The 26,987-nt window shown below is 38.7% G+C and carries 26 protein-coding genes and 1 tRNA gene; 5 read left to right on the top strand and 22 right to left on the bottom strand.

Features of this window, described 5'->3' with window-relative positions:
* The 6 genes from HMPREF9144_RS00005 to HMPREF9144_RS00030 all read right to left on the bottom strand — a co-directional run.
* Positions 1–1,464: putative transporter (locus tag HMPREF9144_RS00005; RefSeq protein WP_006043695.1), on the bottom strand; the 1,464-nt coding region annotated here is incomplete at its 3' end.
* Between the two features lie 44 nt (positions 1,465–1,508).
* Positions 1,509–2,327, bottom strand: a complete 819-nt coding sequence (locus HMPREF9144_RS00010; RefSeq protein WP_006043696.1) for a pyridoxamine kinase — start codon at positions 2,325–2,327, stop codon at positions 1,509–1,511.
* Positions 2,328–2,391: 64 nt separating this feature from the next.
* On the bottom strand, positions 2,392–3,933 hold the full coding sequence (locus tag HMPREF9144_RS00015; RefSeq protein WP_006043697.1) for a YifB family Mg chelatase-like AAA ATPase: 1,542 nt from the start codon (positions 3,931–3,933) through the stop codon (positions 2,392–2,394).
* A gap of 7 nt (positions 3,934–3,940) precedes the next feature.
* The gene (locus HMPREF9144_RS00020; RefSeq protein ID WP_006043698.1) at positions 3,941–4,927 is read right to left on the bottom strand and encodes a redoxin domain-containing protein; all 987 of its coding nucleotides are present in this window, start codon (positions 4,925–4,927) and stop codon (positions 3,941–3,943) included.
* Positions 4,928–5,029: 102 nt separating this feature from the next.
* A tRNA-Leu gene (locus tag HMPREF9144_RS00025) sits at positions 5,030–5,115 on the bottom strand.
* Between the two features lie 106 nt (positions 5,116–5,221).
* A complete protein-coding gene (locus tag HMPREF9144_RS00030; RefSeq protein WP_006043699.1) occupies positions 5,222–5,812 on the bottom strand; it encodes a hypothetical protein in 591 nt (196 codons plus the stop codon).
* Between the two features lie 123 nt (positions 5,813–5,935).
* Here HMPREF9144_RS00030 and HMPREF9144_RS00035 point away from each other — a divergent pair, with 123 nt between their 5' ends.
* Complete coding sequence (locus HMPREF9144_RS00035) at positions 5,936–6,571, top strand: DUF4294 domain-containing protein (RefSeq protein ID WP_006043700.1); 636 nt, start codon at positions 5,936–5,938, stop codon at positions 6,569–6,571.
* 780 nt (positions 6,572–7,351) lie between these two features.
* On the opposite strand, the gene HMPREF9144_RS00040 is transcribed toward HMPREF9144_RS00035, so the two are convergent.
* Together HMPREF9144_RS00040 and pyrE are read right to left on the bottom strand one after the other, a co-directional pair.
* A complete protein-coding gene (locus tag HMPREF9144_RS00040) occupies positions 7,352–7,765 on the bottom strand; it encodes a polyketide cyclase (protein ID WP_006043701.1) in 414 nt (137 codons plus the stop codon).
* 2 nt (positions 7,766–7,767) lie between these two features.
* Positions 7,768–8,400 carry an orotate phosphoribosyltransferase gene (gene pyrE / locus HMPREF9144_RS00045; protein WP_006043702.1) on the bottom strand — a complete coding sequence of 211 codons (633 nt, stop codon included), beginning with the start codon at positions 8,398–8,400 and terminating at the stop codon, positions 7,768–7,770.
* 511 nt (positions 8,401–8,911) lie between these two features.
* Between pyrE and HMPREF9144_RS00050 the strand changes: the two genes are divergently transcribed.
* Together HMPREF9144_RS00050 and HMPREF9144_RS00055 are read left to right on the top strand one after the other, a co-directional pair.
* Positions 8,912–9,964 carry a sensor histidine kinase gene (locus HMPREF9144_RS00050; protein ID WP_006043703.1) on the top strand — a complete coding sequence of 351 codons (1,053 nt, stop codon included), beginning with the start codon at positions 8,912–8,914 and terminating at the stop codon, positions 9,962–9,964.
* Positions 9,965–9,973: 9 nt separating this feature from the next.
* Positions 9,974–10,678, top strand: a complete 705-nt coding sequence (locus tag HMPREF9144_RS00055; RefSeq protein ID WP_006043704.1) for a LytR/AlgR family response regulator transcription factor — start codon at positions 9,974–9,976, stop codon at positions 10,676–10,678.
* A gap of 4 nt (positions 10,679–10,682) precedes the next feature.
* On the opposite strand, the gene HMPREF9144_RS00060 is transcribed toward HMPREF9144_RS00055, so the two are convergent.
* From HMPREF9144_RS00060 to bamJ (HMPREF9144_RS00090), 7 genes are all read right to left on the bottom strand, one after another.
* Positions 10,683–11,729, bottom strand: coding sequence for a C1 family peptidase (locus HMPREF9144_RS00060; protein ID WP_006043705.1), 1,047 nt, complete (start codon positions 11,727–11,729; stop codon positions 10,683–10,685).
* Between the two features lie 45 nt (positions 11,730–11,774).
* Positions 11,775–12,797, bottom strand: a complete 1,023-nt coding sequence (locus HMPREF9144_RS00065; RefSeq protein ID WP_006043706.1) for a M28 family peptidase — start codon at positions 12,795–12,797, stop codon at positions 11,775–11,777.
* 11 nt (positions 12,798–12,808) lie between these two features.
* Complete coding sequence (locus HMPREF9144_RS00070; RefSeq protein WP_006043707.1) at positions 12,809–14,674, bottom strand: fused gamma-glutamyl-gamma-aminobutyrate hydrolase/peptidase; 1,866 nt, start codon at positions 14,672–14,674, stop codon at positions 12,809–12,811.
* 49 nt (positions 14,675–14,723) lie between these two features.
* The gene (locus tag HMPREF9144_RS00075) at positions 14,724–15,188 is read right to left on the bottom strand and encodes an Lrp/AsnC family transcriptional regulator (RefSeq protein ID WP_006043708.1); all 465 of its coding nucleotides are present in this window, start codon (positions 15,186–15,188) and stop codon (positions 14,724–14,726) included.
* Positions 15,189–15,332: 144 nt separating this feature from the next.
* On the bottom strand, positions 15,333–16,286 hold the full coding sequence (gene bamJ, locus HMPREF9144_RS00080) for a BamJ family beta-barrel-assembly machinery protein (RefSeq protein ID WP_040595443.1): 954 nt from the start codon (positions 16,284–16,286) through the stop codon (positions 15,333–15,335).
* Positions 16,287–16,431: 145 nt separating this feature from the next.
* Complete coding sequence (locus tag HMPREF9144_RS00085) at positions 16,432–17,328, bottom strand: FKBP-type peptidyl-prolyl cis-trans isomerase (protein ID WP_006043710.1); 897 nt, start codon at positions 17,326–17,328, stop codon at positions 16,432–16,434.
* A 44-nt stretch (positions 17,329–17,372) separates the two neighbouring features.
* Positions 17,373–17,978, bottom strand: a complete 606-nt coding sequence (gene bamJ / locus HMPREF9144_RS00090; protein ID WP_006043711.1) for a BamJ family beta-barrel-assembly machinery protein — start codon at positions 17,976–17,978, stop codon at positions 17,373–17,375.
* Positions 17,979–18,099: 121 nt separating this feature from the next.
* Here bamJ (HMPREF9144_RS00090) and HMPREF9144_RS00095 point away from each other — a divergent pair, with 121 nt between their 5' ends.
* Both HMPREF9144_RS00095 and HMPREF9144_RS00100 read left to right on the top strand, forming a co-directional pair.
* On the top strand, positions 18,100–18,792 hold the full coding sequence (locus HMPREF9144_RS00095; RefSeq protein ID WP_040595329.1) for an SIR2 family NAD-dependent protein deacylase: 693 nt from the start codon (positions 18,100–18,102) through the stop codon (positions 18,790–18,792).
* 26 nt (positions 18,793–18,818) lie between these two features.
* On the top strand, positions 18,819–19,433 hold the full coding sequence (locus tag HMPREF9144_RS00100) for a glutathione peroxidase (RefSeq protein ID WP_040595445.1): 615 nt from the start codon (positions 18,819–18,821) through the stop codon (positions 19,431–19,433).
* A 1,339-nt stretch (positions 19,434–20,772) separates the two neighbouring features.
* Here HMPREF9144_RS00100 and HMPREF9144_RS00105 read toward each other — a convergent pair.
* The 7 genes from HMPREF9144_RS00105 to metK form a co-directional block, all read right to left on the bottom strand.
* A complete protein-coding gene (locus HMPREF9144_RS00105) occupies positions 20,773–21,483 on the bottom strand; it encodes a DUF4919 domain-containing protein (RefSeq protein ID WP_006043714.1) in 711 nt (236 codons plus the stop codon).
* A 224-nt stretch (positions 21,484–21,707) separates the two neighbouring features.
* A complete protein-coding gene (tyrS, locus tag HMPREF9144_RS00110) occupies positions 21,708–23,006 on the bottom strand; it encodes a tyrosine--tRNA ligase (RefSeq protein WP_006043715.1) in 1,299 nt (432 codons plus the stop codon).
* 72 nt (positions 23,007–23,078) lie between these two features.
* Positions 23,079–23,324 carry a membrane protein insertion efficiency factor YidD gene (gene yidD, locus HMPREF9144_RS12720; protein ID WP_006043716.1) on the bottom strand — a complete coding sequence of 82 codons (246 nt, stop codon included), beginning with the start codon at positions 23,322–23,324 and terminating at the stop codon, positions 23,079–23,081.
* Positions 23,324–23,788 (bottom strand): ribonuclease P protein component, encoded by a 465-nt coding sequence (locus tag HMPREF9144_RS00115; protein ID WP_006043717.1) that lies wholly within the window; start codon positions 23,786–23,788, stop codon positions 23,324–23,326. The genes yidD and HMPREF9144_RS00115 overlap by 1 nt, the downstream gene beginning before the upstream one ends.
* A 61-nt stretch (positions 23,789–23,849) precedes the next feature.
* On the bottom strand, positions 23,850–24,599 hold the full coding sequence (locus tag HMPREF9144_RS00120; protein ID WP_006043718.1) for a uroporphyrinogen-III synthase: 750 nt from the start codon (positions 24,597–24,599) through the stop codon (positions 23,850–23,852).
* Between the two features lie 6 nt (positions 24,600–24,605).
* Positions 24,606–25,562 (bottom strand): DUF4271 domain-containing protein, encoded by a 957-nt coding sequence (locus HMPREF9144_RS00125; protein WP_006043719.1) that lies wholly within the window; start codon positions 25,560–25,562, stop codon positions 24,606–24,608.
* A 6-nt stretch (positions 25,563–25,568) separates the two neighbouring features.
* A complete protein-coding gene (gene metK / locus HMPREF9144_RS00130) occupies positions 25,569–26,861 on the bottom strand; it encodes a methionine adenosyltransferase (protein WP_006043720.1) in 1,293 nt (430 codons plus the stop codon).
* Positions 26,862–26,987: the final 126 nt, after the last annotated feature.

Raw genomic sequence — 26,987 nt, forward strand, 5'->3', positions numbered from 1 at the left:
TATAAGAGCTACTATAAATACGGGCAACACTGTAAGCAGAAAACCTAAACCTACCCACAGTAAACCTTCGGGACGAAAAACGGTGTCTAAAAAGCCTTTACCTGCATCTAAACCGATACAAGCTAGATAGAGTGATAGTCCTAATTTGCGTAACATGAGCGATGCGCTACGAGTGGTATAGGACACCATGTGAAAACGCGGAGCAAATGTTCCGACCAATATTCCCATAATAATTGGTCCTCCAGCAATACCCAACCGAATAGGAGATTCCATACCTGGAAGGTTGATAGGAATGGTTCCAATAGCTAAGCCAAGTATCATACCAAGAAAAATATTACCTAAGTTAGGTTCGTTAAGTGTCTTTACTGAATTGCCAAGGAAGTATTCAGCGTGGTCAATATCTTGTGGGGTACCTACCAGTGTAAGATGGTCTCCATAGCGTAAGCGCAAATCTTCTGTGGCAAGCAATTTAATGTCGCCACGCACAACCCTACTAACGTTTACATTATACATATCTCGTAAACGCAATTGTCCAAGTAGTTTACCGTTAAGATTATTTTTTGTTAGGACTATGGTACGACTTTCGACATTCGAATCTATCTTATTCCAATCAATTTGTTCTTTATTCCAATCGCGGCGAACTGTTTGTCCAAATAGTATTTCTATACTCGTAACGTCGTCTTTATTGGCTATAACAAGTAGATTATCGTGATTTTCTAACACTGTAGCCCCCTGTGGAAGTATTACTTCTTCGTCGCGCCAAATTCGCGAGATAATAAATTTGATATGAGAACCTTGCGAAACTTCTGCAATAGTTTTGCCTATGATTGCAGGATTGACTACCACGTATTGTCCGACGTAGGTATGGTCTTCCTCTTCGGTACCTTTGAGTTCTAAATCGCTAGACTTCACAAAGAATTTTCGCAACAAAATCATAGCGAAAATGACACCAACAACACCAAGTGGATAAGTTACGGCTGTTGCGAGGGCTGCCCTACCACTGTTTATTCCTATGTGTTCTAATGCTTGTTGCGCTGCACCAAGAGCAGGTGTGTTTGTTGTTGCACCACTAAGAATACCTACCATATCGCTCATTGGTATATTTAGTGTGTATGTCAGAGCCACAGCCATAACCGTTCCAAGTAAAATTATTGCTAAGGACCACATATTCTGTGCTTTACCTTCGTGTAACAAAGAGCTAAAGAAGTTAGGACCAACATGTAGACCCAATGTATAAACAAACAATACTAGACCAAATGTCTCACAATAGTTTAGCATTTGAGCATCTATATTGAGACCAAAGTTACCCACGGCAATACCAACGAAGAACACAAATGCTACACCTAAAGAAACTCCAGCAAACCTTATCTTACCTAAAGCGAGTCCAGCAGCACACACAAGCGAAACTATAATAACCCCTTGTAATGCTGAATGAATATTAATAAGTCCGTTTATCCAATCCATCTTAATACTTTTTTAAGTTATCTTTAGCGGTTAATACATTACCATTATAGTATATCTAAATATTGTTCGAGTGGGATTCCTCTATTTTTATCCTCATTCTCCTTATTTAAATCTATGAGTCTATAAACCCCATCTATAGCTTTCTGAGTGCTATTTGTTAGCGATTCATTATCAAGTAGGTGTCCAATAAGTATTGCTGAGAAAATATCACCAGTACCTGGGAAATGTATTGGTATTTCGTTGTATGGTAAACAAAAATATTCTCCACTACTATTACTGTATCCAATTACCGATGATTGTCCATCAATAGATATTGATGTAATAAGCGCAGACTTCGTTCCAATAGTTCTTAACTTTTTAAGAAGTTCTATACCTTCTTCCCTTGTAACCCCGTCTACTTTATATTCAGAATCTGTAAGATAACAAGCTTCTGTATAATTAGGGAAACAAAGGTCTGCAACACTAAGCATTTCACGCATCGAATTGATTGTTGATGGTGTTACACCATTATATAATTCACCACTATCTCCCATTATAGGGTCTACAAAAATCATTGTTCCATTAGCTGCTTGTTCGCGACAATAAGCAGAAATAAGCTTTGCTTGACGCTCTGAAGCAATAAATCCTGTAGCGATTGAATCGTAATGAAAGCCTAATTCCTTCCAAATAGGAAATACATCTTTTATATAGTCGGTAGTTTCGAGAATACGAAATTTACCATAATCTAAAGTATTAGACACCAATGCTGTCGGTAAGTTATACACTGGGTACCCAAAATAAGACAGAATAGGGAGCATTGCAGCTGTAGCAACCTTTCCATATCCAGCAATATCGTTAATGAGAAGAATTTGTTTCTTACGCATTCTATGTTATTCTTTAGAATGCAAAGGTACGGCAAACTATAAGAATAGCAAAATAAAATAAACATTATCTTTCACCCCAATCTCCTCGATCTAGACTTCTATAGCCAATTGCCTCTGCTATATGATGCACCTGTACCTTTGGTGAAGCTTCGAGATCGGCAATTGTTCGTGCTACTTTTAGAATACGATTATAAGCGCGTGCCGACAGTTTAAGATTTTCCATTGCTTTACGAAGTATTTCGAGCGACTGATCATCGGGTTCAATAAATTCATGGATCATGCGTTCAGACATTTGCGCATTACAATGAATATTTGGATAGTTCTTAAACCTTTCTGTCTGAATACGTCGAGCTCTCAAAACTCGTTCTCGTATATCAGTGCTCGATTCGCCCTGTTCTGCTTTTGATAGGTCTCTGAAAGGGAGTGGAGATATTTCACATTGTATATCAATACGGTCGAGTAGCGGACCAGATATCTTCGAAAGGTATCGTTGTATTTGTCCTGGTGTACACACACAATGATGTGTAACATCGCCATAATAGCCACAAGGGCAAGGATTCATACTAGCTACAAACATAAAACTACAAGGATAAGTAACAGTATATTTAGCTCTTGATATTGTAATAGAGCGGTCTTCTAAGGGTTGTCGCAATACTTCGAGTGTATGTTTACTAAATTCAGGTAATTCATCGCAAAACAGAACACCATTATGTGCTAAGGTTATCTCTCCTGGCATTGGATTTGCTCCGCCACCAACTAAAGCTATTTCAGAAATAGTATGGTGTGGGCTACGAAATGGTCGTTGCGTTATAAGTCCTGTATTCTTTTTTAATTTACCAGCAATAGAGTGGATTTGTGTTGTTTCTAAGCTTTCTGTAAGTGCCAATGGGGGCAGTATAGAAGGTAATCGTTTCGCCATCATACTCTTTCCGCTACCTGGTGGACCTATCATTATTACATTATGTGAGCCTGCAGCAGCCACTTCTAATGCTCGTTTTACGTTTTCTTGTCCACGAACATCGGCAAAATCCAAATCACTTGTATACTGATTTTCATAAAATTCTTTGCGAGTATCTACTTTATATGGTGTTTTTGTACAAGCATCGTTTAGAAAGCTAATTACTTCGCCTATGTTTTCCATTCCATATACTTCGAGCGTATCTACTACAGCTGCTTCATGCTCGTTTGCTTTCGGCACAATTAGTCCTTTAAACTTTTCAGCTCGCGCCTTAATAGCTATCGGCAAAGCTCCTTTAATAGGTTGTAATGTACCATCAAGACTTAATTCCCCCACCAGCATATATTCTTTAAGATGGTTAGAACTAATTTTTTCGGTTGCACCAAGAATAGCAATAGCGAGTGGTAAATCGAAACTTGAGCCTTCTTTACGCAAGTCGGCAGGAGCAAGATTAGCTGTAATATCGGCAACAGGAAATTGATAGCCATTATTCAATAATGCCGCTGCAATACGGTCGTGACTCTCTTTTACAGCAACGTCAGCCAATCCAGTGAGATGATACATCACCCCTCTTGTTATGCTAACCTCCACTGTAACCGTCGTAACCTCCATTCCGTTTACAGCAGCACAATAAGTTTTTACAAGCATTTAAGGTCTATAACTTTATCATTCTATTTCTGAGCGTATTCACATCTACCCTACGTTCTGTTATCTTCCCATTGTTTAAGATGATATTGTCGGGAATATATGTCAGCCCAAGTGTCTTTATTAGTTTACTCTCCATCATCTCTCCATCGCAGATATTGGGGAATACTATATCATTCTCCTTAATATATTGTCGTACACTTTTAGGTGATGGGTCTAAACAAATACCTATTACTTTGGCTTCATTTCTTTTAGCAGCATCGTTAAGTGTTAGTAAAACTTCTTTGCTTTCGTCGTTCCATGAAGCCCATGTGCATATAATAGTATTCTTACCTATTAAATTAGAATTGGTAATAATATTTCCATTAAGGTCTTTTGCAGTGAATTTAGGTAACGACTGTCCTATACTTCCTTTCTGCAAGCTTTGTAGATATTGTTTTAAACGCGCTAAAGCTCCATTCTTTGGCTGTTCGTTTTCCATTTCCTCTATAAGTTCGGCTATCTGTTTATAGTTTGCTTTCTTATCATTAATAAGATAACGTTCTGTCAGATAGACACTAACTGGAGAGTCGAGATGTTCCTTTACAAACTTAATGGCATCTTTCACAATTTCTGGTGGAGAGGCTACGGCGGTTTCCTCTCTAAACTTTCCCATCAGTTCATTATCGTCAGTACCCTTTACTTCCATTTCTTTTAAATGCGAGGCATCTGCTTTTATTTCCACAGCTTCGCCTGGCTCGGCAAATATTGCGTGCGTAGAGTAGTTCGGGAATACTAAAATAAGTGTACCATTAAATTCACATGGTATTTCGTAAGTAAATCTTCCACCTTTTATTTGTATCGTGTCAAGTCCTGCAATAACGCCTTCTGGGCTATAAACAAATAGCTCTCCCTGATTGATATGCAGCAATCTACCATCTATTTTAAAGTATCCGCTATGTTTTCCACAAGAAACCAATAGTAAAGATAATAACAAAAAATAAACTATTCGCTTCATGTAAGATGATGTTTTTATAGGTTTAATAAAAATAAAAAGCTAAATAGAGTAAACTCTCATTATGCTTTTTATCTTAAGATATACGGAATTGTATTTTAAAAGTGCCGCGAGCGGGACTTGAACCCGCACAGCCATTACTGGCCAAGGGATTTTAAGTCCCTCGTGTCTACCAATTCCACCATTGCGGCAAACCGAGTGCAAAGATAATACTAATTATTGGAACTCACAAGATAATTGTTGTTTTTTTATTCATTTAGTTTTATTCTTTGCTATTTCATATACTAACACACCATATTAATATACGTGTAACACCCCGTTGGGACCTGTTGTACTTGCTCTGTAGCGTGTCATTGTTTTACCTCTCTCTCCACTTACAATATTTCCTCCTGTATTAAGATTGTAGCTTCTATGACATGTTTTACAAGTAGCTATGCCTGTTCCTGTAACCGTAAGTTCGTAGTTACGTTGTGGCAGAGCATCTATATCAAAACAATTAGGGCATTGTAGGTCGTAGGCATAGAAGTGTGCTGGTGTATCGAGGTTACCAAAGCCTACAATTAATCCATTGCTCATACCCACTCGCAAATTGCTTTGTAGACGTTCGTCAATAGCATTAAATTGTTTTTTCGACTCTAATCCTTGATTGTTTCTAAAGTGAAAATAATACACACCGTCTCTGTAAAGTGGCTTTATGGTGGTAAAAACACCTGGAGAGAGAGCATTCATCGAGCTAGCAAGCGTTGCATCGAGGTGCACACTGTTGTCTATGGTAAGGTTGCAATGATAGTTACTATACTCGTAATCTATTACGTCTTTACAAGCAATTAGCATAAACAATGCCGAAAGTATTATTATCCTCTCACCTATTTTCTTCTTTAAATTCATTTATCTCTTTTATTTTATTTTGCTTACTATAACGTTGAAAAGTTGTATTTATTAGATGTCAATACCATAAAATAGTATAAAAGAGCACTCAATTACAAAATTATAGTTACTTTTGCCTCTGTTATGAAAGGTTATCATATTATACTTACACTTGTGCTCTTGTTTGTAGTTCTGGCTGTTTCTGCTCAAGAGCATATCAATCCAGAAGATCGTGTGGTTGATTTAAATTCGCCTACTTTCGTTCCTATGGTGCACATTGGAAAGGCAAAGGTAGGACAAGATAGTGTTCAATATGTTCGTACCAACACTATTTATATTTACCCTCCTATGGAGTTTAAAAACGATAAACAGCGTCAGGCGTACAATCGGTTGGTGTATAATATAAAGAAGGTATTGCCATTGGCTAAAGAATGTAACCAAATTATATTAGAAACAGGAGCGTATTTGCAAACTATTCCTACAAAGAAAGAACGCGATGCACATACAAAAGCTGTAGAAAAGGAACTGAAACAAGTATATACACCACGCATTAAGAAACTAACCTATTCGCAAGGCAAGCTTCTTATAAAACTTATCGATCGCGAAACTCACTCTACGGGCTATGAACTCATACAAGCCTTTCTCGGTCCAATACGTGCTGGATTCTATCAGGCCTTTGCCTGGATGTTTGGTGCTAGCCTTAAGAAGCGATACGACCCTAAAGGTGTTGACCGACTTACAGAACGAATTGTATTGCAAATAGAGGCTGGACAGTTGTAAAGGTATGTTTCTACATACTTTTATACTGCATTCCCCAACATATTTTTAATTTCTTATAAGGCGAATAATACTCATTTTAAACACGATACTTTATAAAAGGTGTGCAATTTATCACACCCTTTTAAGCCAAACTGGTAGTTAGAGCTTAAATATATTTTGTTTTATTATCGAGCAAATTGTCTGTCGTTGCAACGTAGGCGTAGCGAGCTACGTCAGATTACAAAGACAGACAAGATGCCGATAAGAATATAAAAGATGTTAGAAAACAATACCATAGTAATTAGCACTATACATATTGTGGTCTAATGACCTATTTGAGCTTAACTATAGTTTTGTGTCTTTTTATATCGGGTAGAAAATAAATAGGGCTATTATTAGCCGTATCTACTGGCTTTCGACTGTAAAACAGAATATCGTAAATGCTTAGACAATTCTGCCTGCTGTTGGCTACTTTTATCGCAGATATCTGTCACGTTCGTCTCAGATATCTGTCACATTCGTCTCAGATATCTGTCACGTTCGTTTTAGATATCTGTCTGTTGCGTTTTAGATATCATAGCAAATTAGCCCCCTTTGTAATGCTATGTTATAATAGCCGAAAGATATTTATTCCTATGGGGAATGTACTCCGTTCTATTCTGCAATATTTCAATTTAAACTTCAGTATATACGCCTGATCAACAATATGTTGTTATAGCCTTAAATATATTAGAGTAGAGTTCGCTACTATCAACCGTTTTCCTTAAATATTCTCTACCGCTTTTCTATTAAGCCTTTCTCCTATTCGTAAGGAATCGTTGCCAATGCCTCGGCAATCTTCTCTATGCCCTCTTTCAGCGGACCAGATACCATTCCTTTTGCGAAAAATGGAATATCAGCATCTATAGTGAGTTTCATTTTAGATGCAGTATCGCTTACTGGAAGTATTTGAATCCAGAAGTTGAATGACATAGGCGAGTTTTCGCTTGCAAACTTAATGGTCTTTGGCTCGTCGCGTTCTACTATGCGCATAGAAATTTGTCCCACTGGAGAAACACTAATAGAGATGGTATCTTTATCGAAGGTTAGGTCCTTTAACTTATCTTCGGGCACTTTATCTTTCACACGTTCAATGTTCGTGAGGTCGCTCAGCATATTGTAAACACTTTGCTGAGGATAGGCAATTTGCTTTATACTACTTTCAAATTTGCTCATACTTACTTCCTCCAATTAGCTGGGTCGCGACGCCATTCGTCTAACATTGGTACGTCTTCTTTCTTAATATATCCCGTTTCCAAAGCCTTTTCCACTACGCTTTGATAGTTGGTGAGTGTTACCAACTGCACATTTGCTTCCTTAAAAGCCGCTTCGGCTACTGGAAATCCATAGGTGTAAGAAGCCACCATACCTACAACCTCAAAGCCCGCTTCGCGCAATGCAGCCACTGCCTTAAGAGAGGAGCCACCAGTAGATATCAAATCTTCTACCACAACAACCTTTGCACCTTCTGGCAATTGTCCTTCTATCTGGTTCTTCATACCATGATCTTTTGGCTTCGGACGCACGTATGCATACGGTAGGGCTAGTTCCTCGGCTACTAATGCACCTTGTGCAATGGCACCAGTGGCAACTCCAGCAACAGCAGTAGCAGTGGGAAAGTGCGACAGTATAGCGTGCACCAGCTCTAACTTTACAAACGAGCGCACATCGTGGTAAGATAGAGTTTTACGATTGTCGCAATAAAAAGGAGATTTCCACCCACTTGCCCATGTAAATGGATCGTTGGGTTGGAGCTTAATTGCTTTAATGTTGAGCAGTTTGCCTGCAAATGTTTTCTTTAAATCTTCCATAAATTGTGTAATATGCTTCTGTTTATGCTGCAAAGATAACTATTTAACAATGATGTGCAAAACTAACAGTAATGTATTTTAGTTGTAACACAATAAAAATGCAAATCTATCAACCAGCAATATTGCTCTAAACTATCATTATTTCTTATATTTATAAGAACACTAAGAATATAGAGATACTGCAATTCTCAGATACTTATTTTATGAATATTATTTTAGTTGGGAGCAATAGTTTTAGTTTTATATTGTCAATTATACAACTTAAAGTTCCAAAAGCATTTGTTTTATAGGGCAAAACAAATGCTTTTATGCAGTGTTGATTGTAATTCTATTATACGAGCTTTTAAGTTTGTAAAAGTGTTTACACTTCCATAGTGTGCGTATTCAAGGAAATTAGAGATGCAAAATCGTCGAAGAACTGTGGTAGTTCGTCGAAATTAATTTGTAGATACAGCATAATAAGGTTACCTTTGTGGTGGTTTGAAACAACATTTGCAACAATAAAAATATTATGCAGACAATAAAAGCGTGGTTAAAGAAGCGCAATGTACTTATATTTCTTGCACAGATAGGCATTTACTTTATGCTTACAGCAACGTGGTGCGTGGTGGTATATATCACCGAACGCAACCCATGGGTGGCAACGGCTTCGGTGCGCACCAACGCTGTTATGTTCTTTCTGCTCCTCATGGTCTTTATGGCAAACTTCTATGTGCTTGTTCCGTATCTCTACGAAGATAAAAGTAAGCTGCGCCGATGGTTGTTTTGGTTGGTAGAATTTGCCTTGGTATTTTTACTGAACTACGACTTGTTCTTCCCACGCAGCAATACAGACCATGGTGTGGTGGTACATTTGTACCACTATCAGTTCGCTATCATCTGGCTGGTTCTTAACTATGTCGTGGCGATTGCCGCTATATCTGTACGCTACTTCATACGACAGAACAATCTTCAGAAACAACTTTTAGAAGAAAAACAGCGCAATACAGAAGCCGAATTGGCTTGGCTAAAGAATCAACTGAACCCGCACTTCCTGTTTAACACACTAAATAACATCTCTTCTTTAACACAGATTGATGCCGATGAGGCGCAAAACTCCATTGGCGAACTATCCGATTTGCTGCGTTATGCACTCTACGAAACGCAACAAAAAGAGGTTCCATTGAGTGGAGAAATTGATTTTATGAAGAACTACATCTCTCTTATGGCACTGCGTTGCGACAAAAACGTGAAGATAACAACGCATTTTGATGTTCCCGATACAACACAAACCATTGCTCCCCTGTTATTCTTATCGCCTATTGAGAACGCTTTTAAGCACGGTGTAAGTAGCGGAATACCATCGTTTATAGATATTTCGCTAACCAAAAATAATGGTTTTCTGTTGTTTTCGTGCCAGAACAGTAACCACCCAAAAGGCAATTGCAACCGTAGCGGTAGCGGCATCGGTACAGAAAATATGCGTAAACGTTTGGAGCTGATGTATGCTAAATGCTACGAAATGCACCAAACGGTGGAACAAGGAGTTTACAAGTTGAGTATAAAAATAAATGTAAAGAGTTAATACCTGCCTATGAATTTATCGTGTATCATCGTCGATGACGAACCGCTGGCTATCCGCTTATTGGAGAATTTCATAGAACGCACACCATTTCTGACACTCAAAGCTTCGTTTACCGACTCGGTTGCTGCTATGCAATCCATAACAAACGATAGTGCAGATGTGCTGTTTCTCGATATTCAAATGCCTGACATGAATGGTATGGAGCTTTCGCACATGGTACCATCGCATACCCGCATTATATTTACAACCGCCTTTAAGGAATATGCTTTCGACAGTTACGAAGTGAATGCGCTCGACTTTCTGCTGAAGCCAATACGCTATAACAAGTTTCTTGCAGCAGCCGAAAAGGCTAAAAAATGGTTTGAGATGGCATTGCAACCGCAAAACAACCAGCACACAACGGTATTTCTGAAGGTAGACGGAGAACTACAGCAAGTGCAGTTGGACGATGTTGTGTATGTGGAAGGAATGAAGGATTACGTTATTTTCCACCTTTCCAATCGCCGATTGGTTACACACATGACTATGAAAACGGCAGAAGAGTTGTTGCCAACCAACAATTTTATGCGTGTAAACCGTTCGTACATCGTTGCATTAGATAAAATAAGAAAAGTTGATAGAAATGATTGTATTTACATAGGTAACGAGATTATACATGTAACCGATGCTTTTCTTGTAACTTTCAAGCAATATTTGGAAGAACGAAAACCATAGTTTTTCAAACTCTCACCATATAAGCAGCAATGGTTTTCAGTCGAACATAATTATAGCTTAGATACATAAAGCCACCAAATGGATTGTTTTTGCCCCAACTATTCTTACAAATAAAGTATTTGTAACCCTTCTCATTGTGAGCAATCCCTATAATTTCCATACAATGGTCGTCGGTAGTTTGATAGGTCTCAAAAGCTTCCTGACGTTGTACCTGTGTAGGTTGCTGGGCGTCATTGTCTAATTCTGCAACACCGTTAGCAAACGAAAAACCATCTTCCGAAATATCACCTTCCCAACAAACAGGGTGTCCTGCACGCACAGACTGTTCTATACGATACATCAAAGTATCGATAGGCACATTAAAAAAAGTATCGTGAAAATAGTTATCGGGCACTTCCAAAGGAAAGTAAGTACCAAAGGGGTGATGTGTAAAACTTGTTAATGCTAGATATTCGTTGTTTCTACATACACTATGGGCGAACTCTTGTGGGGTGTAAGAGGCACGGTAAAGAAATACTTGTCGTGGAATAGCACCTATCTCATCGTCTAAAATTCCATTAATATAGTTCATCTGTTCGGTAATATCTCCAGTTTTAGGTGCTAAAACTGCTTGACTAAGTTTACGTTCTAGTACTTTATAAGGTGCGCCTTCGTGCTTATGATAAGCATCAAAATGGTATAAACCGTATGTTGCAATAAGGTCTATCAACATACTACTCATTCCACGAGTAGTAATAGTGGTGCTTTGATTGGGTAAACAAGCATTTCTGGTACGTGTTAGCAGTAGTCTTCGAGCTTGTTCTGCAAGATACATACGTGCAACATAGTCGGGACTAAGATTTACAGAGTCGCCTTGCATTAAGTGTTCAGTTTCTATTGTTGCTAGCATAGCATATACCCAGCACAACGAGCTCTGTCCCTGATTCTTTACAGGGGTAGTTTGTAGCCTCACCTCATTGGTAAAATGGTGAGTAGAAATCTGTTGTTCTGACTGTTTTGTGCACCCTACGAAAAGTAGCAAAACACCTATTATAGGAACTATTCTCTTCATTTTTGTTTATATTCAATAAGATAATACTCTTATTGAATACCTTTTTTATATACTATAAATTAGCTGAATGAGCGTTTGTCCTACTGCCTGCAATGTTGTACGGTCTATGTGCTCCATTGTATCGCTTACAGTATGCCATGTTGGTCCGAACGAACTTTGGGTACAATCAGGATAATATGGAATAACATCAATGGTAGGAATGCCAGCTATTTTATTGAGAGGTTCGTGGTCATCAGTAACCATTCCACCTGTTGTTTCTGGAAAATACGACTCAAAGCCAGCATTTTTTGCAGCTCTCCATACACGGTCTACCACATCAGGAGCATATTGTAGAGACATTCCTTCCTTATAGAACTGAGCACCTTCGCCTCCAACCATATCAAGCAGAATACCAAACTTAGGACGGATAGCAAGAGGTAAGTTCTTTGCAAAATAATTAGAGCCCAAAGCCCAACTGTCTCCAGACTGATCTTGATATCGAGTCTCCCACTGTGGTACTCCCCAATCTTCGGCATCGAAACAAACAAAATCGATTCCCACATTAGGCACACTATCTGCTTGTATCTGGCGTGCCAGCTCTATCATAACGGCAACACCAGAGGCGCCATCATTAGCTGCCATAACAGTTTTTTTATGATTTGTTGAGTCTGGATCGTTATCTGCCCATGGTCTACTATCCCAATGTGCACACACTAAAACACGTTGTTGTGCCTTTGGGTTGGTACGAGCGATAATGTTTGTAGACTTTAATACCGTTCCATCATAAGCTTTCAGGTCTGCTTTTTGTGTCTGAACTTCACAGCCATATTGCTTAAATTTAGCTATAATCCACTGTTCGCACTTGTCATGAGCCGACGAATTCATAGTACGGGGACCAAAATTGCACTGTGCTTCCGTATAAGCAAAAGCTGAATCAGGATTAAACTTAGGTCCAATAGGTTTTGCAACAGCTACCGTATCGCTATCTCCTGCATTGTTATTAGTGGCTTTACCCTTACAGCTAAATGTAAAAACTGCAAATAAAAACACTGCTATACCACTACAAAAAAACTTTATATTCCCGTTCATTTTCGTTTCTTTTATTTCTGTTTAGCTGCTTGTACTTGTGCCATAACTCGCAACCAGTTACCTCCCCATATTTTTTCTATATCGCGCTCACTATATTTACGTGCAAGCAGATGGCGAGTAAAGTTAATCATTTCACTTGCATCTGCCATTCCACACACAGTTCCATCACCATCAAAATCAGTTCCAATGCCTACATAGTCTATCCCCATTATGCTGATAGCATGCTCTAAATGGGCAATAGCATCGAGAACAGAGGCTGTCCCCTCTTTACGTAAGAAACCATGATAGAGTGTAATGTGTGCAACACCGCCTTTCTTAGCTAACGCTCGTAGTTGGTCATCGGTAAGATTTCGGGGTACATTACAGAGAGCTTTGCTGTTAGAATGGCTACACACAATGGGTTGGTTACTAATCTCAAGAGCATCGTAAAAGCTTTTTTCTGCACCATGACTGAGATCGACCATAATACCATTGCGATTCATTTCGCGTATCACAGCAGCACCAAACTTACTAACCCCACCATGAAGATTACTTCCTCGTGCCGAATCGCAGATATCGTTATCTCCATTATGACACAAAGTGATATATGTAACCCCTCGTTGTGCAAAATATTTCACATTAGCAAGGTCGCCCTCTAATGCCAGACCATTTTCAATAGCAAACATAATGCTCTTTCGTCCTTTACGTTTGTCCTCATAAAGGTCGGACGGTGTACGAGCAATACTAAGGTAACGGTTGTTATCTTTTACTATTTTCTCTATTTTATTGAAGATTAAATCAGCATAAGATGTAGGTGTAAGGTTATTCAAGACATCAGTCAATTCAGGATTAAATCGCTTTAATCCTTCTACGTCTATCTTTGATGAGAACGTTTCTCCTATACGTGGCTGTGGTAAATAAGCTGCCATTGTAACAGCATCTTGGTGTCCTTCCGTCATCTTATGTAGATCATAGAGTATACGTGGATCGCGTTTAGCAAAGTCTACACCCTGTGGAAAGAACATTGGAGTGTCGCAATGAGTGTCGAGAGTAAGTATCCTTGTATGCAATTGCTTAGCTGTTCGGAAGCTATCAGCCTCATTTACGAACCATTTAAATAGTTTCTGACCATCTTCTTCTAACCACTCTGGGTGCCACTGGACACCCATTATAGGTTTAAATTCTGCACTTTCCATACATTCTATTACACCATCTGGAGCGTATGCTGTAACTTTAAATCGTTTACCAGGCATAGAAACTGCTTGATGATGGAATGAATTTACAAATATTTTCTCTTGCTTATATATGGAATAAAGCACAGAATCGGGAGCTATCTTTATGCTATGTGTAGGTTCGTTGAAAGATGCGCTCTGGTCGTGTTTGAGCTTTGCAGGACGCAAAGTGGTAACACTTTTCATACGTGCGAGCTTCTTTTCTTCGGTCTCTTCAACAATATAGGGGTCGTAAATATGCTGTTGTACCTTCCCACCCAACGCTATAGCTAATACTTGCAAGCCTCGACAAACTGCAAAAATAGGTATCTGCCTATTGTAAGCTAAGCGTGTTGTGAGCAATTCGGAAAGATCACGTTTATTGTTTATACTACCCATATTGCGAATAGGTTCCTCTCCTTCCCACAAAGGGTTCACATCTGCCCCACCAGTAAGTAGAAGTCCATCTATACGATTAAGTATATTAACAATTACTTGTGTATCTGTTGTGGGGGGAATAAGTAGTGGCGTACCTCCTGCGTCTATCACTTGTTTATGGAAAACTTCACGAATGGTAACGTCTTGGTCTGCAAAATTGGTAACAATACCAATGACTGGTCTGCTAGTTCCTTCGGGATAATGGTCATAAAGTTCTGCTAAATGGGCATCTAAATCATAATTTTGCATTGTAATTTTATTTTAATAGACGATAGAAGCAACGCACAAGTTGTACAGTTTAGAGATTTTCGCTAATTGGTATTTCACGTTTTATGCTCTGTTCAAGCGAGATCAGCGTCTCAGTAGAAACTACTCCAGGTATGCTTTGTATTTTATTGTTAAGCAAATCCATAAGTTGTTCGTTGTCTTTTGCAAAGAGTTTAACGAGCATAGTGTATGAACCTGTGGTGAAATGACACTCTATTACTTCAGGAATAGAACTAATACGTTCTACTACTTCGCGATACATAGATCCGCGCTCAAGATTTAAACCAACATAAGTACAGGTCGTGTAACCAAGACTTTTGGGATTTACGTGGAAGCCACTGCCCACAATTACACCATTTTCAATAAGGTGTTGCACTCTTTGATGGATTGCAGCACGTGATACTCCACATTCTGCTGCTACGTCTTTAAACGGTATTCGAGCATTCAGCGAAAGGATACCGAGAATTTTTCTGTCTAATTTGTCTATCTTATCCATATCAATACTGTTTCTGACTTGCTTATTACAACAAGTAAGTTAGTTTACAATTTGAAAGCAAAAGTAGACATTTTAAATGAAACAGGCAATAGAAAAGCATAAAAAAAGTGTGCCACTGTGCACACTTTGTTATTTTTTCTAAAGTTATTTGCTTTGAGCTCCCACTGCAGTTGGTACTATTCCTTGTAATTCAAGAGTGAATATGAGCGGAGAATAAGGTGCGATATCGTTACCTGCACCTCGTGCACCGTATGCCAATTCTTGTGGAATATAGATTTCCCACTTAGAACCTACAGGCATTAACAGAAGAGCTTCCGTCCACCCTTTTATTAGTCTTCCAACTCCAAAGGTATCGCTCTCTGTCCCATGACGAGCTGTCGAATCAAACACTTTGCCATCTATGGTACGTCCTTCGTATACAACTTTAACCTGATCGTCCTTACCTGGCTTTGCACCATTGCCCTTAACGAGTATCTTATACTGCAATCCGCTTGGCAAAGTAACTACTCCCGGCTTCTTTTTATTGGCTGCGAGGAACTTCTCACCTGCAACTTTCACAGCCTCGTTACGTTGTTCTACCAACTGCTGTTGTTTCTTCGCAAAGTATGTTTGGGCAGCTTCGGGCTTCATAAATCTTGTATCTTGCTTTAGCGCATCTACAAAACCTTTAAAGAACAGGTCTTCATCTATGTCGGCAGATGTACCTTTAAACTGCTTTTGTATATTGGGAAGCATGCTCCGTTCTACCTGTGCTGCAATTTGCAGACCTGCTGTGTAAGCAGAGAAAGAGGTGTCTTTACGTTTTGAAATACCTTCTTTCAGTCCACGTATAAAGTCGGGAAGCTGTTCTTTTGATACTCCTAACTGACTTGAAATATACTCTTCCAACCCGCGTGTTGCATTCATTCCCGCTGCGTAACTTAACGAATCGAACTTCGTTATATCTATTGCGGGCTCATCGCTGACAGGTGTTGTGATTGCTATTGATTCTATTTGCTCTTGCTTTTTCTGTTTCTTCTCTTTCTTGCTCTGTGCGTTTGCCGTACTAAAGCCTGCACTTGCCACAACGAGCAATGCCATAATTGCTATTTTCTTCATTGTCTTTTTCATTTAAATAGGAATACTGACAGCGAGCATTCCTGTGTTGTTTCCCATGAAATAATATCGTAATGAAAAAGTGGATTGGGCTAATCATTTCCCAACCCACCTTATTATATAATATTGTACAAATAACTATTTCAGGTTATTTAACTGGTTTTGCTGCTGTAGCTTCAGCTGCTGGCTTTTCAACAGATAATAACTCTATAGTAAATATCAATGTTGAGAATGGTTTGATATCGGGGCTAGGTTGTTGTGCTCCATAACCTGCTGCGTAAGGAATATAAACCACCCATTTAGAACCAATAGGCATATTTAGTAATGCTTCATTGAAGCCTGGAACAGCTTGTCCTATCTGCATTGGCATATTTTCGTTCTTATCGAACACCTTGCCATCGATAGTTTTACCTTCGTAGTTAATTTTTACTACTTGCGATGCTGTTGGCTTTGCACCTGTTCCTGCCTTTAATTCTTTATAGTAAACACCTTGCTTCAGAGCCTTCATACCTGGTTCTTTTGCTATTTTAGCCATAAAAGCATCGTTCTTTTTCTTGTTCTCTCCATACTTTTTCTCGGCTGTTTTAGCTTGTATGGCTTGTGGAACTCTTTGCTCTATCTGGCGTGCCTTCTCCAAACTCATACTCTTATTGTCGCCCTTTGCGCTTGCTGCGAAACCTGCAAGGAAGTTGCTTAGCGATATTGATTGAGTAGAATCTTCACCAAAGATGCTCTTGTTGATTTGGTTTTTAATAACCATATTCATATTCATACCAACACCAACACCAGCATTGTAAGCAGCTTTCTTCTTATCGTCCATACTTGTTGCACCATCGTTCAAACCTTTAATGAACTCGTTGATGTAAGCTGTATCGATATTCATCTGCTTCAAATACTGTTTAACACCCTGACCCTGATCTACACCAAAGGCATAGCTTAAAGAATCAACATCAGACTTTAGATCCTCTTTTGGAGCCTGATTGCCACATGCTGTAAAGCTTGCTGCGGCGATAGCCAATGCGGCTACAATTGTAAGTTTCTTCATTTCTCTTTATTATATTATTGTTTTCTACTTTATATCTCACTTATTTAGAGCACCTCTATAAGCTCTACTACAAATACCAATGCTGAATATGGAGGGATAGATGCACCTGCACCACGTGCGCCATAGCCTAAGTTATAAGGTATAAAGAAGCGATATTTAGCTCCTTCACTCATAAGTTGCACACCTTCAGTCCAACCTGCAATCACTTGGTTCAGTCCGAATGTTGCAGGCTCACCACGGTCGTACGAGCTATCAAACTTAGTTCCATCAATGAGAGTGCCTTCGTAATGGCATTTTACTTGGCTTGTTGCACTTGGCTTCTTGCCATTTCCTTCTTTAATAACCTCATATTGAAGTCCAGAAGGTAATACTACTATATTTTCTTTCTTTGCATTCTCTGCCAAAAAGTCTTCTCCTACAGCCTTAGCAACCTTACCAGCTTCTTCAGCTGCAGCCTCTTGCTTTGCTTGTTGCTCTGCAAAAAAATTGTTTACGAGGGTTTGTGCCTCTTTATTGTCTACTTTCAATTCGTTGCCAGCTATTACATCTTTGATTGCTTGAGCAAAATCGTCGATGTTTAAATTGCTTGCTCCCATTCCGCTGAGCTGTGTACCTATGCCGATACCTAAGGCGTAGCTTAATTTGTCCATTGATTTTCTTTTCTTATTTAAATATTATTAATGTGCAAAGATACTATTTTTTAAAGGATAGTATAGCATATATCTAATTAAAATTACTAAATTTGTGAAATCAATAAGCAAAAATGTCGATATGAAGAAAATAGTATTTTTAACAGGAGCAGGTATGTCGGTGGAAAGTGGTTTCAAGACTTTTCGAGGCAACGATGGACTATGGGAGAATTATCCGGTAGAGAAAGTGGCTACACACGAGGCTTGGGAAGATAACCCAGAGTTTATAAACAACTTCTATAATGGTTTGAGAAAGAAACTTTTTACTGCAAAACCTAACGATGGACACCTACTCATAAAACAACTGGAAGATAAATATAAGGTTACTGTAATTACACAAAATGTAGACGATTTGCACGAAATGGCTGGTTCTACTAACGTTATCCATTTGCATGGAGAGTTGAAGAAGGTTTGTTCGAGTGCCGATGCATACAATCCGAAATATAGAAAAGAACTTACAGAAGATGCTCCTAACGTGATGCCTGGCGAAAAAACTGGCGATGGAAGTTTGCTCCGCCCATTCATTGTTTTCTTCGGAGAGAGTGTTCCTATGATAGAACCTGCAATTAAAGAGGTATCCGAAGCTGATATCTTTGTTATTATCGGGACATCGCTCAATGTTTATCCTGCTGCAAGTTTAATTCATTATGTTCGTACAGAGGTACCTGTCTATTTAATAGATCCAAATGATGTAGACTCAAAATATGACACGAATATTACGGTTATTCGAAAAGGTGCGAGTGAAGGTATGCGTGAGTTAATAAAAGAATTATAGATAAACAACAACAAAATAATTAGATGATGAAAAGATTTATATTAGCACTTATAGGTGTATTGTTTATGATTTCTGCAGTTGCACAAAAAAATGTGTATGGATTTAAGGCGAAAGATGCCAATGGACGTGTAGTTAAACTAAAAGAGTATAAAGGAAAGGTTTTGCTTATTGTAAACACTGCTACAAAGTGTGGTTTTACACCGCAATACGAGGCTTTACAAAAACTATACGATACTTATAAGGCACAAGGATTGGTTATTCTCGACTTTCCATGTAACCAATTCGGCGCACAAGCACCTGGTACTATGAGCGAAATCAGAGCATTTTGCACGGGAAACTATGGCATTACCTTCCCACAATTCGAAAAAATAGATGTGAACGGCAATAAAGAGCTACCTCTCTACACCTATTTAAAAGCACAACAGGGGTTTAAAGGATTCGATACTAATAACCAAATTGGTAAGTATCTCGACGAAAAGTTCAGTAAGCAGAATCCTAATTATGCGAAAGACCCCAGTATTAAGTGGAACTTCACAAAATTCTTAATAGACCGTGAAGGACACGTTGTAGACCGTTTTGAGCCTACAGCCGATATGAAAGATGTTGAAGCGGGTATTCGTGCAGTGCTGAAAATAAAGTAAAAGGGAGAGAGAACAACAGAATATACTTGTAAAGTAGTTATAACTACTCTTCTAAAGCAAAGATAAAATAAAGCGATTGTTATGTTGTGCGTAACAATCGCTTTTATCGTAATAGGTATTAGCATCTTGACTGATTCTATTTTATTGCGAACAGATTAATTAACCTTCTGATGAAAGCACAGCAGAGTTCATTAGTCTGAAAAAGAAGCCGGACAGACACAATTGTTAATATTAACGAAATGTACTGCCGTGCCCCACGAGTCCTACTGCCGTGCCCCACGGGTTCTACTACCGTGGCTTACAAGTCCTACTTGCGTCAGAATCTAAAATTGCAATTCCACAATATAGTTATTTATTTACCCACGTACACCCATTGCGATACGTGGGTGCATTTATACATTTCGATGCGGACGGGAGCGATGAATCGGCTCCTACGCCTACGGAATGTATGCTGCGGATTATTCACGTACACCAACGTTTACACCCACATGCACCAACTGTAGGGATCCGATTTATCGTGCCCGCATATCACGGAATACACGCTGTGGATATTTATTCGTTCTCTATTATTTTGCTTAGAAGAAAAAAACTGTGTAATGATGGTTGCAATATTCATAGTGCTTAGTTCTATCCATTAACAAAATAATGTTGCCAAAAGTAAGCAAAAGCGTTAGGATATATGCAAAAGAATATGACTTATTTATAATACGCTAACAATATAAATTTGGCTCAGTAGAAAATAGCAGAAGAAACTACAAGCTGTGGCTATTGGTACACACAAGTGCGATGGAACACCTCTAATTTCCTGGAAAAGCCAGACAAATATTAGCTACTTTTATTATAGACGTCTGTAACGATCGTTTTAGACATCTGTAACGATTGTTTTAGATATCTGTCAGTTTCGTTTTAGATATCACAAAAAACAATAACCTTTATGGGGCAATGTTATAGTGCTGGTTTTCCATTCATTTTTCGGTTGCTTGTGGGCATTTTGTTTGCCTTATTCTCTTGACGTAGTTTGCTACATTTTCAATAACTAAACAGGCTATAAGCGCAACCATTAAACAAAAATATGCACAAAATATAACGACATATTTTGACAGAATGTTATTATAAGCTACTGAATAGAGATATATTTCTCCGCATTTCAGTACATAGCAAAAGAGCCTGTTTCGCATTAGGAAACAGACTCTTTTAGGATAGAATTTAATGGGTTATGAATTTCGTTAAACGCTTATTTATAGCAGAATGAAAACCACATTGCATAATAACGAAGTGTGTTTCAACTGTATTTTCTTCTAAATTAGCGTTTGCGAAGTTTACGAATAAGTTATTACTTTTATTTAAAAGTTCCCTCTTCCAATAGGAGCACACGTGTTACATCGAAATAAATGTCGGGCTTATCCCAATAGTTGCTCTTTTCGCCTAAGTGTAATACATCGCACGCCACTTTGTTTTTACCCGACATAATGAGTGCCTGTCCTGTTACTTTCCATATTTCGAGATAATAATGCAAGAAGTTGTATTCGTCGCTTACGCTGGTTACACTAAATGGGTTTTCGGCAGTTCCATCGCCTGTAGAGCCAATAACATCGTATATTTGCATCATAATGCGCAAACAATAGCGTGCTTCTGATGCGACTTTAGCAGAATCGTCAGGATTGGTTTCAAGACGTTTCAACAGAATAGAAGCCTTTCCAATGAGCGCATCGGCATTCAGCGGATTCTTTGTAAGTGCCTTTTCGGCTAATCTAAGTGCTGCAGCCGATTTAGCTTTCAGCGAATCTTCCATCTGCATTACGTCTAGCGTTTCGCTTCCGTCACTTATATACGACTGACCGTAATAGGCAAGAATGCGTTCTGGCAACGTAAGAGTTGTATCTATTTGTGGTTGAACAAAACGAGCAACAAGAGCCTTTACACTGTCTGGACGAGTTTTTACAGTTTTTTCTATCGCTTTCCAGTCTACACGAATAATGTGGTTTTTATTCTGTGCCAAAACATGAAGAGAAAGCACAAGAAGTAAGATTAATACTATGTTTTTTTTCATATTGTTGAGAGTTTTAATTGAACTTTGCGACAAATATACGTCTTTTTTGAGTAATATTATAAATGTATTGCATAGTTTTTCTATTGTTTTAGCAGAACAATAGGTTAATGCTGGGCGAGGAAAGAAAGCCAAAATAGCACGACAAACAAAAAAGGCAATGGTGGTGTGGCTTAATTAAACCCTTCCATCATTGCCTTTTTGCATATAGTTTTTACCTTATAAAGTTACTTCACAATTACAAGGAAGTAGTTTTTCTTACCTCTTTGCAGTAATAAATACTTACCGTCAATAAGGTCATCAGCCGTAATTATTTGGTCGAAAGCTTGCAGCTTCTCTTTGTTAAGCGACACGCCACCACCTTTTACAAGTTTGCGCATTTCGCTTTTGCTTGGGAATATCTGCATACCCTCCTGATTAAAAATGTCTACTGCTGGTTGTCCTAGAAGTTCTTTAGAAACCTCGTAATGTGGAACGTCTTTGAATACATCGTTGAAAGTCTGTTCGTCGAGTTGCAGAAGATTCTCTTTTGTAGCCTTACCAAAGAGAATATTCGATGCAGCTATAGCCATATCGAGGTCAGCCTGTGAGTGAACCATACGTGTAACCTCTTCTGCTAATCGGCGTTGTAGCGTTCTACGTCCAGGGTCTTGCCTGTGTTCGTCTATAAGAGCATCAATTGTTGGTTTGTCTAACGATGTAAAAATCTTTATATACTTTTCTGCGTCGTCGTCGCTAACATTTAGCCAGAACTGATAGAATACGTATGGAGTGGTACGATTACGGTCGAGCCAGATGTTACCACTTTCTGTTTTACCAAACTTCTTACCGTCAGCCTTAGTTATAAGTGGGCAAGTTAAGCAATAAGCCTCAGCCTCTTGCCCGAGCGTACGGCGAATAAGTTCTGTTCCAGTGGTCATATTGCCCCACTGGTCGTTGCCTCCAAGCTGTAGCTTCACACCATAATGTTCGTATTGATATAAGAAATCGTATCCTTGCAACAGTTGATATGTGAACTCTGTGAACGAAAGTCCATCGCTAGCTTCACCATTTAAGCGACGTTTCACACTGTCTTTTGCCATCATATAATTCACGGTGATGTGCTTACCTACAGTTCTTGCAAAGTCGAGGAAGCTGAATTGCTTCATCCAATCGTAGTTATTAACCATTTCCGCCTTATTTTGCGCATCGCCATCGAAATCGAGGAACTTGCTAACTTGTCGTTTAATAGCTTCTTGGTTATGATAAAGAGTTTCAGAGTCGAGCAAATTACGCTCTTGACTTTTGCCTGATGGGTCGCCAATCATACCTGTTGCCCCGCCAATGAGCAAATAAGGCTTGTGTCCACATAGCTGTAAATGGCGCAACATCATTATACCGCATAGGTGTCCAATATGTAGAGAGTCGGCAGTAGGGTCGGTTCCAAGATACGCCGACACCATACCCTTTTGCAGAAACTCTTCTGTTCCTGGCATAATTTGCGCCAACATACCGCGCCATCTTAGTTCTTCAACAAAGTTTTTCATCACTTATTGTATTTTAAGCTCGTATGAGCTGTATTATAATATAATGTACTATAGAATATTCGTAAACACCATTTATGGTACGGGGTCATATCCACTTCCTCCCCAAGGGTTACATCTCAATATTCGCCAAATAGCCAATGCGAGCCCTTTTATAGGTCCGTGCTTCTTTAAAGCTTGCTTTGCGTATTCGGAACAAGTGGGAGTAAATCTGCATGAGGGAGGAGTAAATGGAGTAATAAACCGTTGATAAAACAGTATAGGAATTATGAGAAACCACGATAGTAGTTGCGAAACTATGTGCAAAACCTTCTTTATCATTATTCTAGAATGTCGTCTGTTTTGTTTGTCTCTAATCTCTCTTTAATTCGTTGGAGCAGGTTACAGACTTTGTTTTCTACATCTACAGTTGTGTGGAGTATATTATCGAGCCATATAAAGGCAAGTAATATTTCTTGGTTAGACCTTGCTTGCAATTCATCGAGCAAGATATACTTGTTCTTTCTATATGCTTCTCTCACTTGCCGCTTAGCCCTGTTACGTTTTACAGCATGTTTAAAGCACTTTTTGGGTATACTAACTAGTATCTTTACTTGTGATGAAGCATTGGCTACAGCACTTTTACAGTTAGCCGAACCATTGTTACGGTTGCGTATAAGAAACACTGCACGTAAAGGGAAAGCAACCATTGAGCTACTATTCCCACCATTAAATAGTTCGTTTATGAGCAGTTTGCTACATAACCGTTCTTCTTTACGTAATGTAAATTTATGGGATATAGGCATTAACTGTATACCTTTTTTGTGTTCAAAGAAGCATATTTAAGCAAATCTTTCTCTTGTTTCTTTATTTCTTTTGCTCTTCTAAGTAGGCACGTAATGCCCCTGTCATAGAAGGATGCTGTGCTGATGGTGCTTCTAAGTCGAGTCGTAAGCCTTGGTCTTTCACCTCTTTGGCTGTTGCTGGGCCGAAAGCAGCAATCTTGATGTCGCCTTGTACAAAGTCGGGAAGATTTTCTTTCAATGCACGAACGCCAGTAGGACTAAAGAATACAAGCATATCGTAGTCGAATGATGCTTTTTCTTCTTCGGTCAAATCATTACTAACAGTACGATACATCACACATTCTTTGTGTCTCAACTTATTGTCGGTAAGCATTGTTGATATAGAATCGGTATGCACAGAACTTAATGGCACAAGGTATTTCTCGTCCTTATGCTTAACCATAGTAGGAATTAAGTTATCTATTTTACCAGAATTGCCAAAAAATATCTTACGTTTTCTATATTGCGTATACTTCTGAATATAAAGTGCGATAGTTTCTATTACGCAAAAATACTTCATTGTTTCAGGTATTGTAATACGCATTTCTTGAGCCAGCTTGAAGTAATTGTCAATCGCATGGCGAGATGTAAATACCACAGCAGTATAATCGAGTAAGTTTATTTTCTGCTGTCTGAACTCTTTAGACGAAAGACCTTCCACCTTAAAGAATGGGCGAAAGACCATCTCAACACCCAAATCCTTGGCTATTTCATAATAAGGCGACTTATCGCTCCCTGGCTTAGGCTGTGATACAAGTATCTTTTTAATCATCGTGTCCTAAAATATTATAGTCAAATAGTTATTGGTATATACCAAAATTCCTACTAATGCCATCAACGGCATCAGTTCTAGGGTGCAAAAGTACAAAATTATTTGCATACTGACAGCCGTTCTTTTGAAAAAGATAATGTATCCTTGATAAAATAGAAGCAATTTAATTAAACTTACAATAGTTGCAGCATAAATAAGCGTATACTGCGCTGAAAGTCCAAAATATATCATTAACAAGACTGCAGGATAAATGATAACACCTTCAGCAGATACGAGGAACAAAGTTAGTTGCGACCATTGCTGGTTACTTCTTCGGTCAAAATACACCCAATTTACAATTGTATATAGAAGATTTTTAAGTAGGAAATAACTTAAAAAGATACCAAAGAAGATACCTACGGCTAATATTGGAGAATCGCAAATATCGTTTCCACTATTCGTTGTCCGTGTAAAGAGATAATAAGTAATACTTAAAAGTAATGCTGTTTGCACTACTAAGAATGCTTGAAAGCGTACTTCGTGTCCGGTTTCAACGATATTTGTACTACGACTAGGACGATGAAAAAGGTTTTTTATCTGCCTTGCAATAAAGTTGCGCGACATAGACGAGGCTATCATTGCCAATGCAAAACATACAATAAGTGTACCTGCAACAACATTATCGTTGCCTACATTGTATGGAGCGGGGTCGCCCAACACCCCATCATGTGCCTTTACTAATTCTGGACGGAAGTACTTATTTCCTTTAAAATAGCCTTCTTCAGCAAACTTAATAGTTCGTAAATTGAGAGGTTTAGGAGCCTTCCAGTATAAAATATTCTTTGTTTTTGCTACCTTTACGGTATCTACTTGCCAATCGCTGTTAGCCTCACGCTCAACCATAGTTGTATGTTTAGAAGGTTGAGGTGAGGTGCGCAATTGTTTTAATAGTTTCGACTGGGTTGTAGAATCGGCTGTCAGCATATTGGTTTACAATCCAAATACCTTTTTAATCTCTGCCACTTTATCGAGTTTCTCCCAAGTAAAGAGTTCCACTTCAAGCTCTTTCTTATCATGATACAAACTTGTAAAGGTCTTCTTTACCATTTCGTTCTTACGTCCCATGTGTCCATAAGCTGCTGTTTCTAGATACATTGGCTGACGCAACTTTAACATTCGTTCTATTGCTTTAGGGCGAAGGTCGAACATTTTCTTTATTCGTTCTGCTATTTCACCGTCTGTTAAGTTCACATGAGCGCGTCCGTAGGTATTAACATAAACACTAACAGGTTCGGCAATACCGATAGCATAAGCCAATTGCACTAGAATTTCGTCGCTTACACCTGCTGCCACCATATTTTTTGCTATGTAGCGGGTTGCGTATGCGGCAGAGCGGTCTACCTTAGATGAGTCTTTTCCTGAAAAAGCCCCTCCCCCATGTGCACCTTTTCCACCGTAGGTATCAACAATAATCTTACGACCTGTCAGACCGGTATCGCCATGAGGACCACCAATAACAAACTTTCCCGTTGGATTTACGAAATATTTTATACCATCATTGAATAGTGCTAATACTTTATCAGAGTCTATCTGTGCTTTCACTCGAGGTATTAGTATATTCAAAACGTCCTCTCTAATCTTTGCCAGCATAGCTTCATCAGCTTTCAGTTGTGCCTCTACCGAATCGTTAGCAGGTTTAATAAAGTCATCATGTTGGGTAGAAACTACAATTGTATCAATGCGTTGTGGAATATTGTCATCACTGTATTCTACCGTAACCTGGCTCTTTGAATCTGGTCGAAGATAGGTCATTACCTTTCCTTCTTTACGTATATCTGCCAAAGTAGTCATTAATAAGTGAGCCAAGTCGAGCGTTACAGGCATATAGTTTGCAGTTTCGTTGCAGGCATAACCGAACATCATACCTTGATCTCCTGCTCCTTGATTATCCTCATCAGCCCTATCTACACCCCGATTTATATCGGAACTTTGCTCGTGAATGGCTGAAAGAATACCACAACTATTACCATCAAATTGATATTCTGCCTTCGTATAGCCAATGTTATTGATTGTTTTGCGAGTGATTGCAGGAATGTCTATATATTCTTTTGAGCGTACTTCGCCCATAATAATAACCTGTCCTGTTGTATTAAAAGTTTCTATTGCACAACGAGAACTATTATCATAAGCAAGAAATTGGTCAAGAAGAGCATCGCTAATTTGGTCTGCGACCTTGTCTGGGTGTCCTTCTGATACTGATTCAGAAGAGAATAAATATGCCATCTGTTATATTTTTATTTATGTTTACCTATTATTATAGATACGTCCTATGGATTATATGTAGAAGAAGTTTATTGTCATAACTACATTTTTTCGTTGTGGTCTCTTGCTTTTATGTGGTATATTTCA

Origin of the sequence: Prevotella pallens ATCC 700821 (assembly GCF_000220255.1) — a bacterium.
Lineage (GTDB): Bacteria > Bacteroidota > Bacteroidia > Bacteroidales > Bacteroidaceae > Prevotella > Prevotella pallens.